The organism is Chitinophaga filiformis (assembly GCF_023100805.1).
Taxonomy (GTDB): Bacteria; Bacteroidota; Bacteroidia; order Chitinophagales; family Chitinophagaceae; genus Chitinophaga; species Chitinophaga filiformis_B.
On the sequence record NZ_CP095855.1, the window covers coordinates 5,904,756 to 5,920,384 of the forward strand.

The following is a 15,629-nucleotide window of genomic DNA, read 5'->3' on the forward strand; positions in this document are numbered from 1 at the left end:
GGTGATCAATTAAGTGTTTGTAATGATGTTCTGAAAGAACGCCGGTAGTCAGATGGAGACACCATCATGTGCCGCATAAATGTGCGCCGCATGGATACAAGTCCCCCCAGCCCGCATTTCTCCGCGATCTGCTCCATGCTCAGGTCACTGTCTTCCAGGTATTTCCTCGCTATTTCTATGCGTAATTTTTCTACGAATTTCGCCGGCGTCATACCTGTTTCTTTTATGAACACACGGTTGAAATTCCGCAGGCTCATATTGCAATGTTCAGCGAGGTGCTCTACGCGGAGGTCTTCCTGTAAATGGCGGATGATCCAGGGATGCAGTTTCCCTGCAATGGAATTCTCCATCGTATGCACCTCTAATAAAGAACTGAACTGCGACTGATATCCTGTACGTTTCAGGTATAAAACGAGCTTGCGTGCTGCATGCAGGGCAAGGTCGCGTCCATAGTCTTCCTCCACCAGTGCCAGTGAGAGATCTATACCGGAAGCCACACCTCCTGAAGTATAAACATTACCATCACGTGTATAAAAAGGATTTGTGTCTACTTTAATACCCGGATACCGGCGCTGAAAGTCCTGGCTGAACTGCCAGTGAGTGGTGGCATGCCTGCCCTCGAGTATGCCGGCTTCTGCCAGCGCATAGGTGCCTACGCACACAGAGCAGATACGCCGTACCTTAGGGTAGGTGTCATGCAGCCAGCCGATAAATGCACCGCTTGTTTCCAGCATGGCCATGGGGAAACCTGCTATGATCAGGGTATCGATCGGCTTGTCGATGGCGTCTACCCTTACCTCGCAACTCAGTTCCATACGGCTTTTTGTGGTGATCTTTTTTGTAGTGAGCGGAGAAGCCAGCACCACATCATAGCCCTCAGCGGTCGCCCCGCCCATTTCTTTCAATATGGCGTCTGCCGCGGTAAAGACATCTACCGGTCCGGCGATGTCCAGCAGGAAAGTACCTGGCATAGGTACAATTACGATCAGTTTCTTTGTTTTTCCCGGCATAAGAATGCTTGAACGTTACAAATGTAGTATGTACAGAAGATGGCACAAATGCCATAATTTATACAATTTATGCCATTTGCTGCCTATAAACGCCTGCCTGACGTGAAATACCCTGCTGTTTGCAGGCATAGGATAAAAGAGCCTGTAAAGTTTCTTATCTTTAGCGCTTCAGCTAGTCATTATATACTTGGATATTACGGAATTACATAATGAACGTGAACTATTAGGGCAGGTCGCAGCAGGTGATGAACCTGCATTCCGTACTATTCTCCGCTTCTATCACCCCAGGGTGTTCTCCCATGCCCTGACCTTCACTAAATCTTATCCTGAAGCAGAAGAGATCACCCAGGACATCTTCCTGCGCATCTGGCAGCAAAGGGAAAAACTACCGGAGATCGAAAACTTCCGGAACTACCTCTTTATACTGGGCCGTAACCAGATCATTTCTGCCATGCGCAGGCAGGTCATAAAAACGGACGCGGCTGCTGAAGACCCGATGGAAGATATGCTGATCCCCGATCGGCAATACCAGTACAAGGAAACCTATGCGCTTATCCTGAAGGCGGTCGACAAGCTGCCTCCACGTCAGCGGGAGGTCTTTACCATGAGCAGGCTGGAACACCTGAGCCATGAACAGATAGCGCAAAAGCTAAATATCTCAAAAGCAGCGGTGAACTGGCATATTGTGCAGGCCCTGAATACCCTGAGGGCCTACCTGGCCAATTATCCCGAAGTGCTTATTTTCCTGATAGCTATCGCCCCAATGTATTAATAAAATAAAAATCTGAATTTATTTCCCGGCTGACCTATTATACCCCTTTTCCACCTGCGTCTTTATATGTGCAAGGGACAAATATTTTATTCAGAACCACCGTACAGGTTAACAGCTCATGGATCAAAACGTATTTACTTCATTACTGGACAAGTATATCGACGGCAGCATCAGCACAGCCGAAAAAGCACAATTTGCCCGTTTGATGGAGCAACCGGAAAACCGGGAGCTGCTGGAGCATGCCCTGCAGGATGCTATGCTGACCGACAAATACCTGTTCCCTGTACCTGTGGCCCAGACAGATCATTTTATAGAACAGTTGACAGCAAAACGCCATGAGCTGCCACCTGCACCTGTTAAACCTATATACATATACCGCCGCTGGGCTGCCGCCGCAGCTGTGCTCCTTTTACTGGGAACAGGCGCATACTTCTGGTACAGGCATACGCCTGCTTCACGCCCGCTTACATCCAACACTACTGTGAGGCCACTACACGATGCCACACCGGGTGTAACAGGCGCCGTGCTTACGCTGAACGATGGCTCGGAGGTGGTACTCGACAGCACCGGCAATGGCGTCATTGCCAATCAGAACGGTACGAAAGTGCTGCTCAGCAAGGGACAACTGGATTACAGATCCGGTACTCCCTCAGCCGGCATCTCCTACAATACCATGACCACTCCCCGCGGACGCCAGTTTAAACTGGTACTGCCCGATGGCACCAAAGTATGGCTCAATGCCGCCTCTTCCCTGAAGTATCCAACCGCATTCACGGGAAATGAAAGGAAAGTGGAGATCACCGGGGAAGCCTACCTGGAAGTAGCACAGGATGCTGATAAACCCTTTATCCTGTCTGCCGCCAACAATGTGACCGTAAAAGTATTGGGCACCAGTTTCAATATCAACGCCTATTCCGACGAAGCAGCGGTACATACCACGCTGGTATCAGGCAGTGTACAGGTAGCTACTGAAAACAACAACGCTGCTGTTACCCTGCAAGCAGGTAAACAGGCTATCCTGCAGAAACGAACAGGAAAATTAACGATACAGCCAGCCGACGAAGAGCAGGTGCTGGCATGGAAGAATGGCTATTTCTATTTTGACAGGGCCGATATTCAAACTATCATGCGCCAGGTATCTCGCTGGTATGATGTAGAAGTGGAATACCAGGAAATACCGGATAAAAAATTCAGCGGTACTATACCGAGAAATGTCAATGCTTCACAGGTATTCAAGATACTGGAGCTTACCGGTAACGTACATTTTACAATAGCGGGCAATAAAGTAATCGTAAGATCATAAACCAACCAATCAAATCAATCAGCCACCACAACAATTGTATTTGTTCACATTTTAAACAGCATTTTATAGATAGTACAAATCACATCTCTGAAACCGTCTTCCCATAAAAAATAAACCGGCGATGCGCTAACATCCCGGTTTGGTGGGTGACAATTGTAACGTTGGATCACAATTTCTTCAACCAAAACAAATTTATGTATTTAACTGCTTTGTGCAAAAACAAAGAGCGTGGCTTTGCTTTGCCAACCAAAATCTGGATGATCATGAAATTGTCCTTTATACTTATGCTGGCTTGTACGCTGCACGTCTGTGCAGCCGTCAATGCGCAGACCGTCACATTACACGGAAAAAATATCAGCCTGGAAAAGGCCTTTTCCGACATCCGTAAACAGACGGGCATGAACTTCTTCTATACAGCAGAAGACCTGGACCGTGCCGGGAAAGTAGATGCGGACATCAACAACCTCCAGCTCAGGGACGCCCTTTCCCTCCTTTTAAAGGATAAGGCGCTGACTTTTTCTATTGTGGATGGAGTTGTCATCATTAAGAAAAAAGAGGCGGTAAAGGCTCCGGAAACGCCTTTACCGCCCGGAGACATCACCGGCAAGGTAACCAACGAAAAAGGGGAGCCTATACCGGGGGCTACCGTTATGGTGCTGGGTACCAAAAACGGTACGCTCACCAACTCCTCCGGCGTATTCACCCTGCGTACCGGCAACCAGGATGTGACACTAATGGTAACCGCCATTGGCTTTAAACGGCAGGCGGTGAAAGTGAAAGGAGATAATGCCTTACAGATCGTACTGGAACAGGAAGCCACCAAACTGGATGACGTGGTGATCTCCACGGGTCTGTTCAACCGCCGTAAAGAGAGCTTTACCGGCGCTGTGGCCACCTTTTCTTCTGAACAGCTGAAAACAGTTTCCAATCAGAATGTACTGAAAGCACTCGCTATACTCGATCCTTCCTTCCAGATCGTTGAAAACCTGAATGCGGGCTCCAATCCCAATCAGCTGCCCGATATACAGATGAGAGGCCAGACTGGCTTTCCCGACCTGAAGGGCGACTATACCACCAATCCTAACCTGCCGCTTTTCATCCTGGACGGTTTTCAGACCACGCTGGAGAAAGTGAATGACCTGAACATGAACCTTGTGCAGAGCATTACCCTGCTGAAAGACGCTTCTGCCAAAGCCATCTATGGTTCCAAGGCGGGCAACGGCGTAGTAGTTATAGAAACCAAACCGCCTACCGCTGGCAAGTTAAGGTTGTCTTACAATGGTAGTATGGACATTACCGCACCAGATCTGAGCAGCTATAAACTGACCAATTCCATGCAGAAGATCGATGCCGAAGTGCTGTCAGGTAAATACAGCTCTGCAGATCCTGCTACCCAGGCACAATTGCTGCGCGATTACAGTACAAACCTGCAGGCGGCGCTGGAAGGCGTGAATACCTACTGGCTGTCACAACCACTCCGTAACGGCATCGGCCAGCGCCATGCTGTAACCCTTGATGGTGGCGACGATGCACTCCGCTATTCCGCTAGCCTGAACTACAACAACGTAGCGGGTGTGATGAAAGGGTCCGACAGGAATACCATTTCCGGTATTATCAATCTCATCTACAGGAAGAAGAATTTCCAGTTCAGGAACAGCCTGACCATAGACCGCAACCGCTCTGACAACTCTCCCTATGGCAGCTTTACGCGCACAGCCATGCTGAACCCTTACTGGAGAATAACAGACAGCAACGGTAACTATATCAAAACATACAACAACGGCGCCGCGGGCAATCCCCTGTACGACGCTACACTCAATTCAAAAGATTTCACGACCTATACCAACATCATAGAGAATTTCTACACCGACTGGGATGTGGCTCGTAACCTGCGACTTACAGCCCGTGTGGGAATACAGGCGCAGAAGAATGACCTGGAGCAGTTCACTCCGGCCAATCATTCGTCCTATGCCAACGTGCTGCCCGGTACAGATGCTTACCTCGACCGCGGGGAATACAGCATCCGCAACGGGAAAATGAATAGCCTGAACGCCGACCTGCTGGCCAACTACTCCTTCCGTCTCAACAAACATCATTTCTTCCTCAACGGCGCTTATTCCGTTACACAGGATGTCACTACTGCCAATGGCATGACTATGGTAGGTTTCCCGAACGACAAGATAGACGATATCTCTTTCGGCTACCGCTATAAACCAGGTACAAAGGCGCTGGGAACAGAAAATACCAGCCGCTCCATTGCACTTACCTCTGCGTTGAACTACTCCTACGACGACCGCCTGCTGCTGGACCTCTCCTATCGCGGAAATGCCAGCTCACAGTTCGGCGCTGACAGTCGCTGGGGACTTTTCTGGTCGGCCGGTGCCGGCTGGAACCTGCACAGGGAAAAATTCATGCAGTCGCTCCGTTTTATCAATGTGCTGAAACTACGCGGTAGCGTCGGTACTACCGGTACGCAGAATTTCAACTCCTACCAGTCGCTCGCTACCTACAATTACATCACCGACAGGACCTACAACGGAGATATGGGCCTTGACCTCGCGGCACTGCCCAACCCTCATCTTCAATGGCAGCAGGTGCAGGACAACAACATCGGTGCAGACATCACCCTGTTCAACAGTCTCAGCCTGCGCTTCGATTATTACATCCGCGATACCAAGAACCTGCTGAGCGACATGATCGTGGCTCCTTCAGCAGGCTTTGATACTTATAAAGAGAACATCGGCGAATCCCGCAACAAAGGCTTCCAGCTGGGCGCCAGCCTCCGCGTATTTAGTCGTAGTGAAACGCGCACTTCCGTAAACGTCTTTGCCAATATTGCACAGAATACCAACCGCATACGGAAAGTGTCCAACTCACTTGTGCAGCTCAATAAAGAAGCGGATGAAGGTAAAGGAGATGTGACCACCGGCAACAACGACAGCCGCAAGCCTGCTACCCGCTTTGAACCAGGTCAGTCAATGACCGCTATCTGGGTAGTGCCTTCACTGGGTATTGACCCTGCAAACGGTAAGGAGATCTTCATGAAAAAAGACGGTTCACTGACCTATATATGGTCTGCCAGAGACTATATCGTAGGTGGCGACAGCAACCCGGAATACCAGGGCTCTTTTGGTGTAAATGTGCAGCATAGCGGCTTATCGGCCAACTTCGCGTTCACCTTCAGGACCGGCGGACAACAATATAATACCACACTCGTAAACAGGGTAGAAAATGCGGACTTCAATTACAACGTGGACATCCGCGCAGTGGAACAACGCTGGAAACAGCCGGGCGACAGGACCCTGTTCAAGGATATTGCCGACAAAACAGATACCAGGCCCAGTTCCCGTTTCGTACAGAACCTGCATGAACTGCTGTTCTCTTCTGTAAGCCTGGGATACGATTTCAGTCGCGTCAACTGGCTCAGGACTGCCAACATCAGCCGTGTATACCTGGCGCTGAATATGAACGACCTGGCCCGGATCAGTTCCGTAAAAACAGAAAGAGGGCTGGACTATCCTTTCGCAAGGACCATCTCTACTTCTTTACAGATCACCTTTTAACAGTGCAATTATGAAACTCAGAAATATATTACTGCTGTTCTTTCCGGTCCTGCTGCTCACGGCCTGCAATAAGTTCCTGGATGTAAAGCCAAAAACACAGATCGACACCGACGATGCTTTCAGGGATGAACAAGGCTTTATGGATGCACTGACAGGCGTGTACCTGAAGATGAATGAAAATACGGTATACGGAAAAGAACTCAGCTTCGGACTAACGGAAGTATTGTCCATGCAGCACAGCCGCTTTACCAGCACCTTTCATGAATACTATTATGCTGCGCAATACAATTATACCAATGCCGCTATCAGAAGCAAGATAGATGGTATCTGGAAGGGACTGTACAATGCTGTTGCCAACGACAATAGCCTGATCAGCCATCTTAATACCACCGATCAGAGAATGTTCAGGGATGTGAACTACAGTATTATCAGGGGTGAAGCCTATGGCCTGCGGGCATTCCTCCACTTCGACCTGCTGCGTCTGTTCGCTCCTGCGCCTGCTTCGGCGGGTGGCCTCACGGCAAAAGCGATTCCCTACATGGATCAGCTGACAGTAAACGCTTTACCCAGGCTCACCGTTCAGGAGATCACCAATCGCATACTGGCCGATTGCGCCGTAGCCGAAGCCGCATTGAAAACCACAGACCCGATCGTACCAGGCAGCACTACGCCGACCACGACCACCGGTTATCTGCGCGACCGCTCTTATAAATTCAACTACTTCGCCGTAAAAGCGCTGCAAGCAAGGGTTTATCTGTATATCGGCGACAAAGAAAAGGCACGCGCTGCAGCTGAAGAAGTGATCAATACCAACGCGTTTGCCTGGATAAATATTCCGGAGATCTCTTCCGGTAATAAAGTATTTACCTCAGAACTGATCTTCGCTCTGTACAAGTCAGATATGGACGCATTTACAACATCCTATTTCACACCTTCTTCTACCAATGTGCTGACAAAAACAAACAGCGACGAGTTCCTGAGCATTTATGAAACAGATGCCGATGTCAGGTACACGGCACTTACTGCGCTGGAAAACACCTCTACTAATCTGCGTGTATCTACCAAGCTGGCCCAGCCTGCAGGCGTAAGCCTAAGCTATCTCAGGAAAATGCCGATTATGCGCATTTCTGAAATGTACTACATCGCAGCGGAAGCACTGAAAGAAAGCAATCCCGAGCAGGCAGTGGCGTATCTCAATACTGTGAGAAGAGCCAGGAACGTACTGGTTGACCTGCCGGCAACACTTAACACAGAACAGATACAGGAAGAAATATTCAAAGAGTACAGAAAGGATCTCTATTGTGAAGGACAACTATTCTTTTACTACAAAAGACTGAACCTGCCCACCATCGTTTATTCCAGTGTAAAGGCCGACAATAAGGTATACGTATTACCGCTGCCTGACAATGAAGTGGAATATGGAAACGGCAATTAATTCAGTAACAAAAAAGATCATCATGAAAACAGTTCATAAAATAACAGGTTTGCTGGTATTGCTGCTTTTTCTACTGACAGCATGTGAAAAGGATATTTCCTCTTACAATAACGATCCGCGGGTGTATTTCTTTGAAAGAAATACTGACCTTACGCAGACCCGTATCACTTTCAAATCTTTCTCCTTCCTGAAACTACCGATGGAAGTCACCAAAGATACCTTCCTGATCAGGGTGAAGATCATGGGGGACGCTGCTCCCTATGACCGTGTTGTACGCGGGCAGGCCATCCCTGACAGCACCACCGCCCAGGCAGGTAAGCATTATGATTTCATAGATGGCATTATACCGGCCGACTCCATCACCGGTTACCTTCCAGTCGTGTTATACCGTACTGCAGATATTGCTGACTCCTCCGTTACACTGAACATCGCCATCGCTCCTACCAAAGATTTCAAACCAGGTGTTACAGAAGACGATATCTTCACCCTCAGCTGGAGCGATAACGTGGTAAAGCCTTCCAACTGGGATGGGTTCATCAGCCTCTCTGCCTATTTCGGTACCTACAGCACTGTTAAATACCGTTTCATCATTGCCACCACCGGCATCGAGCAATTCCCTTTACAGCAAAGCGGAAGGGTGCCACCAAAAGATGGTGAATTCACCGCTGCAGCCATGACCGACATTAAAGCCATGCTGAAAGATGCACTGAAGGCATACAATGACGGCCATGATCCTGATCTCACCGACGAATTCGGACAACTGGTAACATTCCCCTGATGAGGGCCATTATTCACTAACAATGATGCTGACATGAAATTTATTTCCAGATATATACTCCCTTCCTTACTGCTCTTGCTGGTGCTGAGCGCCTGCAAGAAAGACCTGGGCGACTATGATTATACTACCGTGGGCATGCCTGTAATAGATACTGCCGGTATCGGTAATCCCTATTACATTGAACGCTATGCTTCCTTACAGATCGATCCCGCCATCCGTTACGAGGGGGGCGATACAAAGGCCTTACGCTACCAATGGTTGTTGTATCCGAATGTGACAGGCAGCTATAGTGGCACAATAGCAGTAAAGACAATATCGAGGGAAAAGACACTGAATGTGCCTGTTACCGAGAAAGTAGGTGAATATCGTGCAGAATTGATCGTAACAGATACCACCAACCAGTTGAAGGTAAATATGATCTTTACAGTGGTGGTGTCTGTAGGCATCGAATATGGCATCATGGTACTGCATACAGAGCAGGACTCTTCCGACGTGGATTTTATCACCACTGCGAATGCAGTGCCTGTTCCAGGTATTACGCCTAAACATATCCGGCATATGTTCTCAGCGTCTACCGGTAGCAAAATAGGCGGTGCACCACGTTTCATTGCACAGGAAAGACGCTCCCAGACCATGCAGAACTGGATCATGGCAGGTAGTGCGGGACATATCGCACGTTTGAGCGGTAGCGACTTCTCCCTGCTGAGAGAAGATAAAGCGCTCTTTCGCCGTAGTGATGCCGTGATCAATCCGCAGGCTTATATGCTGCTGGGAAATGGCTACAGTGCCCTGATCAATGCAGGCAGGTTACATATGTACACAACCGTCTATGAAACAGATGCATTGTTCGGTGCTTCCGTTCCGGGCGACTACGAACTGGCGCCTTACCTCGCAATGGGCTCCAACTACAGTATTGTAGCAGGCGTCTATGACCAGAAGCACGGAAAGTTCATTCACCCTGCTTCCATCGTGGGCTCCATGATAGACTTCATCGCCCCGCCGGATACCATACAACCGCCCTTCGACCTGCGTAATATCGGGAAGGATATGCTGTACATGGACCGCGGATTCAACAACTATACGCATGCCTTCTTCAAAGACAAGACGGGCGGCGGCTATTGGCTGTATATCATCAACTTCAATACTTCCGACAATGGCAATCTCGCTGTCAGTGCCAATGACATGAGTATGCTGCCTGACATCAGCGCTGCCAAGTTCTTCCAGGCCAGTGAACAGGGATATGTAGACCTCTATGCTACTGACCGGAAGATCTATGCATACAACTACCAGGGCGCCAATACAGCAACGCTGGCTTTTGACGGCCTGCCTGCAGGGGAGACTATCACCTGCATGAAGATCTATAAACCTAATCCCTCCTACAACCTGTCAACAGTTACAGGCTGGATATTGTATGTAGGCACCTGGGATGGTCAGCAAGGTAAGGTATACGAACTGCAGCTGAATGCACTCAGTGGTCAGATCGATGCTACACCACTTAACGTATTTGAAGGATTTGGAAAGGTGGCGGATATCAGCTCGAAAGCGAGAGGTTCAGGCACCTATTAACAACGGAAATCACAAAATATTTATGAGAAAGAATTTCATGATGGCAGCAACAATGATCCTGTTGCTGCTGACCACCTGCGTGTCTGCTCAAAAGGGATTCCGCGTTTCGCCTCAATATCCCAATGCCGGCGACACGGTCACCATCAGCTATAATCCCGACAGTACCATACTGAAGGGACTTGCCCCGGTAACAGGCACGATCTACCTGTTTGCCGACTTTAAATGGCAGGCAGATGACCTGAACATGCAAATGACGGACTCCGGTTGGGCAGCGAAATATGTATTGCCCGCCAACTCATCCATTATGGTTTGCAATTTCAGTGCTGCAGGCCAGACAGATAAAGGCGGTAAGATGACCTATGCCTGGATGATGACCGGCGATGACCATAAAATCGTACCAGGCGCTTTTCCCGGCTGGGCTTTCATACGCGCAAGGTCTATCCATGAAAGCGTTCCTGATGCTGTTGACACTGTAGCGTTCATCGATGATCAATTAGCCCTACAGTGGATGATATGGGAATTAAGAGATCATCGGGAGAGCGCCAGGAAGATCTTCTACAATGCATCCACATTCATGAAGAATTATTACGGACGCCGCGCTGATTCCTCCATCAGAGAGCAGATCAAATATATTACCGGCTTACCGGACGTGACGGAAGAGGAACTGATCGCTGTGTCCCGTGCCTATAATGATCTGCTGCATAGCAAAACCAGCGCCGACTCCATGAACAATATCATTATGCAGCAATTCCCTGCAGGCATCACCGCGAGGGATAAATGGATATACAGGATGTTCCGGGAATCCGACAAGAGGGACAGCCTCTGGCAGCACTTCGTACAGTTATTCCCGCCGAAGAAATTCAGGGATGTGAACACGGAGATGGACCGGATGTATTACCAGAAAGTGTACAGAGCGGTGGCCTATACGCCCATCATCAAACGTAATGACTACAGCGTCATGTATAAAATGATACAGGATGCGCCATTGATCTCCCTGACAGAGTTCCACCGCCAGGTGATCATGAACCCGGTTGAACATAATACCGTGAAACCGGACTCCGTTCTGTTCTACTCTCAGGCCATTGTTGATCAGCTGGAAAAATTATCCGGAGAGAAACAGGGCGCTGAGGCCCGGTTCCTTTCCCCGCTGGCCTGGAAGCGCTATGTACTGCAATATAGCAGCCCTGCCTTCTTCGGCCATGCCTCTCTCCTGCATATGACAGGCGATGACAAACGAGCCCTGGTATATATGGAAAAGGCGAAAGCATACCATGATCCTAAAAGGGTTGGCGCTGAATTCAACGGACTGTATACTACCTTGCTTGAAAAGAACGGTAAACATGCGGAAGCTATACAGATCATCGAAAACAGTGTACGTGAGAACAAGGCGACCCCGGAAATGATCGATATGCTGAAAAAAGAGTATATCGCCAAGCATAAAAGCGAGGCAGGTTTTGAGGCATACTTCAATAATATGAAGGATCCGGAGCAACTGAAAGCGCAACAGGAACACCTGAAATCAGCCCTCATCAGGCAGGCCGCGCCTTCCTTCAAACTGGAACAAATGAAAGGCGGATATGCTGAACTGGCAAAACAGAAAGGTAAAATTGTGGTACTCGACTTCTGGGCTACATGGTGCGGACCTTGTAAGGCAGCGCTGCCGGGTATGCAGATGGCGGTGGACAAGTATAAGAACGATGACAAAGTTGCCTTCTACTTTATTGCCACCCAGGAGATGAAACCTAACTACCGTGAAGAGATCAGGGCTTTTGTCAAAGAAAAGAACTACAATATCAATGTGCTCTATGATGCGCCTAACAAAAGGACCGGTCATCTGGACGACACTTATTCCAAATATGCTGCCGCCATGCACTTCTCCGGTATTCCGCAGAAGATGATCATCGACGGGAACGGGATGGTAAGATGGAGCTCCACCGGCTATATGGGAAGCCCCAGCGCATTGGTTGATGAGATATCTTATGTGATTGAATTGCTGAAAAAAGAGAATTGATATGTTAAGATCATTGATGCTTGTCCTGATTATTCCTCTACTGGTACCTGGCCGTACATACGGCCAGGTATTTCCCTACCGCAGCGATTCCGTGCATTTCAGCAATGCTGATGGTAGCGTCCGTTTTGGCGGCACGCTCACCATACCGGCAGGTAAGAAAAGCTATCCTGCCATTGTACTGATATCTGGTACAGGTAAGCAGGACAGGGACGGCACCATGGCCGGACATCCTATGTTCCGCGTACTGGCCGACTCCCTGACCCGCAGAGGTTTTGCCGTATTGCGTACAGACGACCGGGGTGTAGGCGAAACAAGCGGGAAATATGAAGACGCCACCACTAAAGATTTTGCGGAGGATGCACTGGCAGCGGTTCGCTTCCTTAAACAACATAAAGCGATCCGTAAAGCAGGTGTCATAGGCCATAGCGAAGGCGGCGCTGCTGCTATCATTGCCGCCGGTTCTTCCCGCGATATCGACTTTGTGATCACCCTGGCAGGCCTTGCCATCAACGGACTGGATGCCCTGAAACTGCAGAACTATGCCATCACCAGGTCGGCGCCCATCAGTGATTACGACCGTAAGCGTTACGATACCATCAACACGCGGATGTTTGACACCGTTTACAGGTATGCCGGCACGCCGGAACTGGAAAGTAAGTTGCGCAGCACTTATGCAGCCTGGAAACAGGCGGATGACAGCGCCTTTAAGAAAGACTTCCCGGATAAGTACGATCATATGCGCTTTTTCCCGGAATCTTACATCATGCAGGCTACAGGCCCCTGGTATCAATACCATATCAGGTTTAACCCCCTGCCTTTCCTGCGGCAGATAAAAGTGCCCATCCTGGCGCTGAACGGCGATAAAGATATTATGGTGACCTACCGGGAAAACCTCGATATGATTGCCACTACGCTGAAACAGGCGGGTAACGGTCAGGTAACCACGCATGTACTACTTGGTACCAACCACCTCTTCCAGCATTGTGTGACCTGCACAAGGGAAGAGATCAGCACCCTGAAGGAAGACTTCTCCGCAGAAGCATTTACGATTATCATTCAATGGCTGCAGCCATTCCTGGAATAACACGCTTCTTTGTTGAAGATTAATAGAGTGATGACAAACGCGGCCTTTCAAGGCTGCGTTTTTTTTTATTTGTGCCATTGATGATTTGTACATTTACGCTATGAACGATCGTCAGTCAGCTGCAACAGGGTACATTACCGGGCATATCCCCGTTCCCGAAGAATGGGACGAGGTATTTGACCCATTTTACTATGCAGCCAATTACCAGCAGGAGCCTGTCAGGAAAAAACTGTCTCCTACCTTCCAGACTATCCTCATCTTCAACTTCGGCGCCCCCTGCGTCTTCTACCTGACGCCGGATGAACCGCTGACTATCGAAAAGAGTATGGTGATCGGTCCTATCAAGCTGTCGCACGATTATGTATTGCACCCCGGCACAGACCTGCTGGTAGCCAATTTTAAACTGGACGCCTTTTACCGTTTTTTCGGCAGGCACCTGCAGTCCTATACCGACTTCATGCAACATCCTGACGAGCTTTTGGGAGACCACTGTTTTTCCAATCTCTGGCAGGAGCTGAAACGGCTCCCGGATATGCAGCAGCGGGTGAACCGGCTCCTGGATTTTTCCGCCGCCTACCTGCTTGAACGGGACAAAGGCTCGGAGGATATTGTGGCCGGCAGTGATCCCGATGGCGTAATCAGCCCCATTAAGGAGATTGCCGGCAAACAAGGACAGAGTGAAAGAAGCATACAACTGAAGTATAAGAAGTACCTGGGGTACAGCGCCAAAGAAATAAGCCGCTACCAGCGGTATAAAAAAGCGCTGGCCTGGTTGCAGGAACGCGCAGCTCAGGGCGACATCGACTGGTTCGAAATGATCCACGAATTCGGCTACTATGATCAGAGCCACCTGATCCATGATTTTAACCACTTTTTAGGCGTTTCCCCGGCGCAATTCCTCAAATTACAGTCAAGTATCTGTATCGCGTCAGGAAGGTCTTAATTTGGTCTTATTTTATATTTTTGCCAGACAGTAAGCTTACGGCAGCTATTCTATTCAACCTCAACCTGTTGAATACAACCAAAGAAAACATGAAAGCAATCACACTCAGACAGTTTGGCACAACGGACAATTTCTTCTTTACGGAAACCGATACCCCGGCATTCAACGACAACGACGTACTTGTAAAAATATATTCCACCGCCTTCAATCCCATCGACTACCAGATGAGAATTGGCGCCAACGAAAGTAAACGTATGCATTCCCATATCCTGGGAAGGGAATTCTCGGGCGTCGTGGCCCAAAAGGGTAAATCCGTAAAAGACCTGGAGATCGGGGATAGCGTGTATTGCGCATCCGGCAGCATGGGCTCCAATGGTACCTATGCGGAATATATCAGTGTGCCGCAGCAGATCCTTGCGAAGATGCCGGTCAATATCAGCTTTGACCAGGCAGCGGCCCTGCCCATCAGTACCCTGACCGCCATGCAATGCTGTAACCGGCTCAAAATATCTCCCGAAGAATCCGTTTTTATCAGCGGCGGCGCCGGCGGCGTCGGGCTGGTACTGATCAAGCTCCTGCTTTCCCATGGCGTAACCAGGATCATGACCACTGCCGGTAATCCCGGCAGCAGGCAGGAACTGATCAATGCGGGGCTCAGACAGGATCAGATCGTCGACTATAAAGCAGCAAACGCAGTTCCCCTTATTATCCAGGCGAACGGCAACCAGTTGTTTGATTATTGCATAGACCTCGTAGGGCGGCAGATGTCTGAACTCTGCAGCAATATCGTACGATTGAACGGGACCTATGTAGACGTGACTGCATTCACCACCGAAGAGGCGCGCGAAAACCTGTTCAACATCGGGGCCGTGGTGGTACACATCTCCAACTATGCCTATAGCCTGAAAGGCAATTTCTCCTACTATGGCGACCTGTTACAACGTATCACAACCCTGGTGGAAAAAGGTGTCATCAGCCCTTCTCCCATCCAGGTGGTAGGCAACTTCGAGCTGGACACCGTCAGGAAGGCCCATACACTCATGGAGACCAATCAGACCAAAGGACATAAACTGATCATGCGCATCAGCGAATAAGAAAGGGTGTACCAGCAAGCCGTGGAGCTGGCCTGTTGATACACCCTGTTGATATTGGTATGGCTGGATA

The 15,629-nt window shown here is 49.2% G+C and carries 11 protein-coding genes; 10 read left to right on the top strand and 1 reads right to left on the bottom strand.

Annotated features, from left to right (window positions below):
* Window positions 1-5: 5 nt before the first annotated feature.
* On the bottom strand, window positions 6-1,010 hold the full coding sequence (locus MYF79_RS22910) for a GlxA family transcriptional regulator (RefSeq protein ID WP_247810149.1): 1,005 nt from the start codon (window positions 1,008-1,010) through the stop codon (window positions 6-8).
* Window positions 1,011-1,197: 187 nt separating this feature from the next.
* On the opposite strand from MYF79_RS22910, the gene MYF79_RS22915 reads away from it, so the two are divergent.
* The 10 genes from MYF79_RS22915 (at window position 1,198) to MYF79_RS22960 (ending at window position 15,559) form a co-directional block, all read left to right on the top strand.
* Window positions 1,198-1,782: an RNA polymerase sigma factor gene (locus MYF79_RS22915; protein WP_247810150.1), complete on the top strand. Its 585-nt coding sequence runs from the start codon at window positions 1,198-1,200 to the stop codon at window positions 1,780-1,782.
* A 118-nt stretch (window positions 1,783-1,900) separates the two neighbouring features.
* Window positions 1,901-3,085: a FecR family protein gene (locus tag MYF79_RS22920; protein WP_247810151.1), complete on the top strand. Its 1,185-nt coding sequence runs from the start codon at window positions 1,901-1,903 to the stop codon at window positions 3,083-3,085.
* Window positions 3,086-3,348: 263 nt separating this feature from the next.
* Entirely contained in the window at window positions 3,349-6,648 is a 3,300-nt protein-coding gene (locus MYF79_RS22925) for a SusC/RagA family TonB-linked outer membrane protein (protein WP_247810152.1), read from the top strand.
* 10 nt (window positions 6,649-6,658) lie between these two features.
* On the top strand, window positions 6,659-8,083 hold the full coding sequence (locus MYF79_RS22930; protein WP_247810153.1) for a RagB/SusD family nutrient uptake outer membrane protein: 1,425 nt from the start codon (window positions 6,659-6,661) through the stop codon (window positions 8,081-8,083).
* Between the two features lie 22 nt (window positions 8,084-8,105).
* Window positions 8,106-8,861, top strand: coding sequence for a DUF4843 domain-containing protein (locus tag MYF79_RS22935; protein ID WP_247810154.1), 756 nt, complete (start codon window positions 8,106-8,108; stop codon window positions 8,859-8,861).
* Window positions 8,862-8,894: 33 nt separating this feature from the next.
* Window positions 8,895-10,427: a PKD-like family lipoprotein gene (locus tag MYF79_RS22940; protein WP_247810155.1), complete on the top strand. Its 1,533-nt coding sequence runs from the start codon at window positions 8,895-8,897 to the stop codon at window positions 10,425-10,427.
* 22 nt (window positions 10,428-10,449) lie between these two features.
* Window positions 10,450-12,438 carry a TlpA disulfide reductase family protein gene (locus MYF79_RS22945; protein WP_247810156.1) on the top strand — a complete coding sequence of 663 codons (1,989 nt, stop codon included), beginning with the start codon at window positions 10,450-10,452 and terminating at the stop codon, window positions 12,436-12,438.
* A gap of 1 nt (window position 12,439) precedes the next feature.
* Complete coding sequence (locus MYF79_RS22950; protein WP_247810157.1) at window positions 12,440-13,522, top strand: alpha/beta hydrolase family protein; 1,083 nt, start codon at window positions 12,440-12,442, stop codon at window positions 13,520-13,522.
* Between the two features lie 100 nt (window positions 13,523-13,622).
* Window positions 13,623-14,465, top strand: a complete 843-nt coding sequence (locus MYF79_RS22955) for a helix-turn-helix domain-containing protein (RefSeq protein ID WP_247810158.1) — start codon at window positions 13,623-13,625, stop codon at window positions 14,463-14,465.
* A gap of 89 nt (window positions 14,466-14,554) precedes the next feature.
* Window positions 14,555-15,559: an NADP-dependent oxidoreductase gene (locus MYF79_RS22960; RefSeq protein WP_247810159.1), complete on the top strand. Its 1,005-nt coding sequence runs from the start codon at window positions 14,555-14,557 to the stop codon at window positions 15,557-15,559.
* Window positions 15,560-15,629 lie beyond the last annotated feature (70 nt).

Bases quoted from the DNA above. Each gene is read 5' to 3' on its own strand.
- MYF79_RS22955 (WP_247810158.1), top strand. From the start codon at position 13,623: ATGAACGATCGTCAGTCAGCTGCAACAGGGTACATTACCGGGCATATC.
- MYF79_RS22920 (WP_247810151.1), top strand. From the start codon at position 1,901: ATGGATCAAAACGTATTTACTTCATTACTGGACAAGTATATCGACGGC.
- MYF79_RS22940 (WP_247810155.1), top strand. From the start codon at position 8,895: ATGAAATTTATTTCCAGATATATACTCCCTTCCTTACTGCTCTTGCTG.
- MYF79_RS22960 (WP_247810159.1), top strand. From the start codon at position 14,555: ATGAAAGCAATCACACTCAGACAGTTTGGCACAACGGACAATTTCTTC.
- MYF79_RS22925 (WP_247810152.1), top strand. From the start codon at position 3,349: ATGAAATTGTCCTTTATACTTATGCTGGCTTGTACGCTGCACGTCTGT.
- MYF79_RS22935 (WP_247810154.1), top strand. From the start codon at position 8,106: ATGAAAACAGTTCATAAAATAACAGGTTTGCTGGTATTGCTGCTTTTT.
- MYF79_RS22930 (WP_247810153.1), top strand. From the start codon at position 6,659: ATGAAACTCAGAAATATATTACTGCTGTTCTTTCCGGTCCTGCTGCTC.
- MYF79_RS22910 (WP_247810149.1), bottom strand. From the start codon at position 1,010: ATGCCGGGAAAAACAAAGAAACTGATCGTAATTGTACCTATGCCAGGT.
- MYF79_RS22945 (WP_247810156.1), top strand. From the start codon at position 10,450: ATGAGAAAGAATTTCATGATGGCAGCAACAATGATCCTGTTGCTGCTG.
- MYF79_RS22950 (WP_247810157.1), top strand. From the start codon at position 12,440: ATGTTAAGATCATTGATGCTTGTCCTGATTATTCCTCTACTGGTACCT.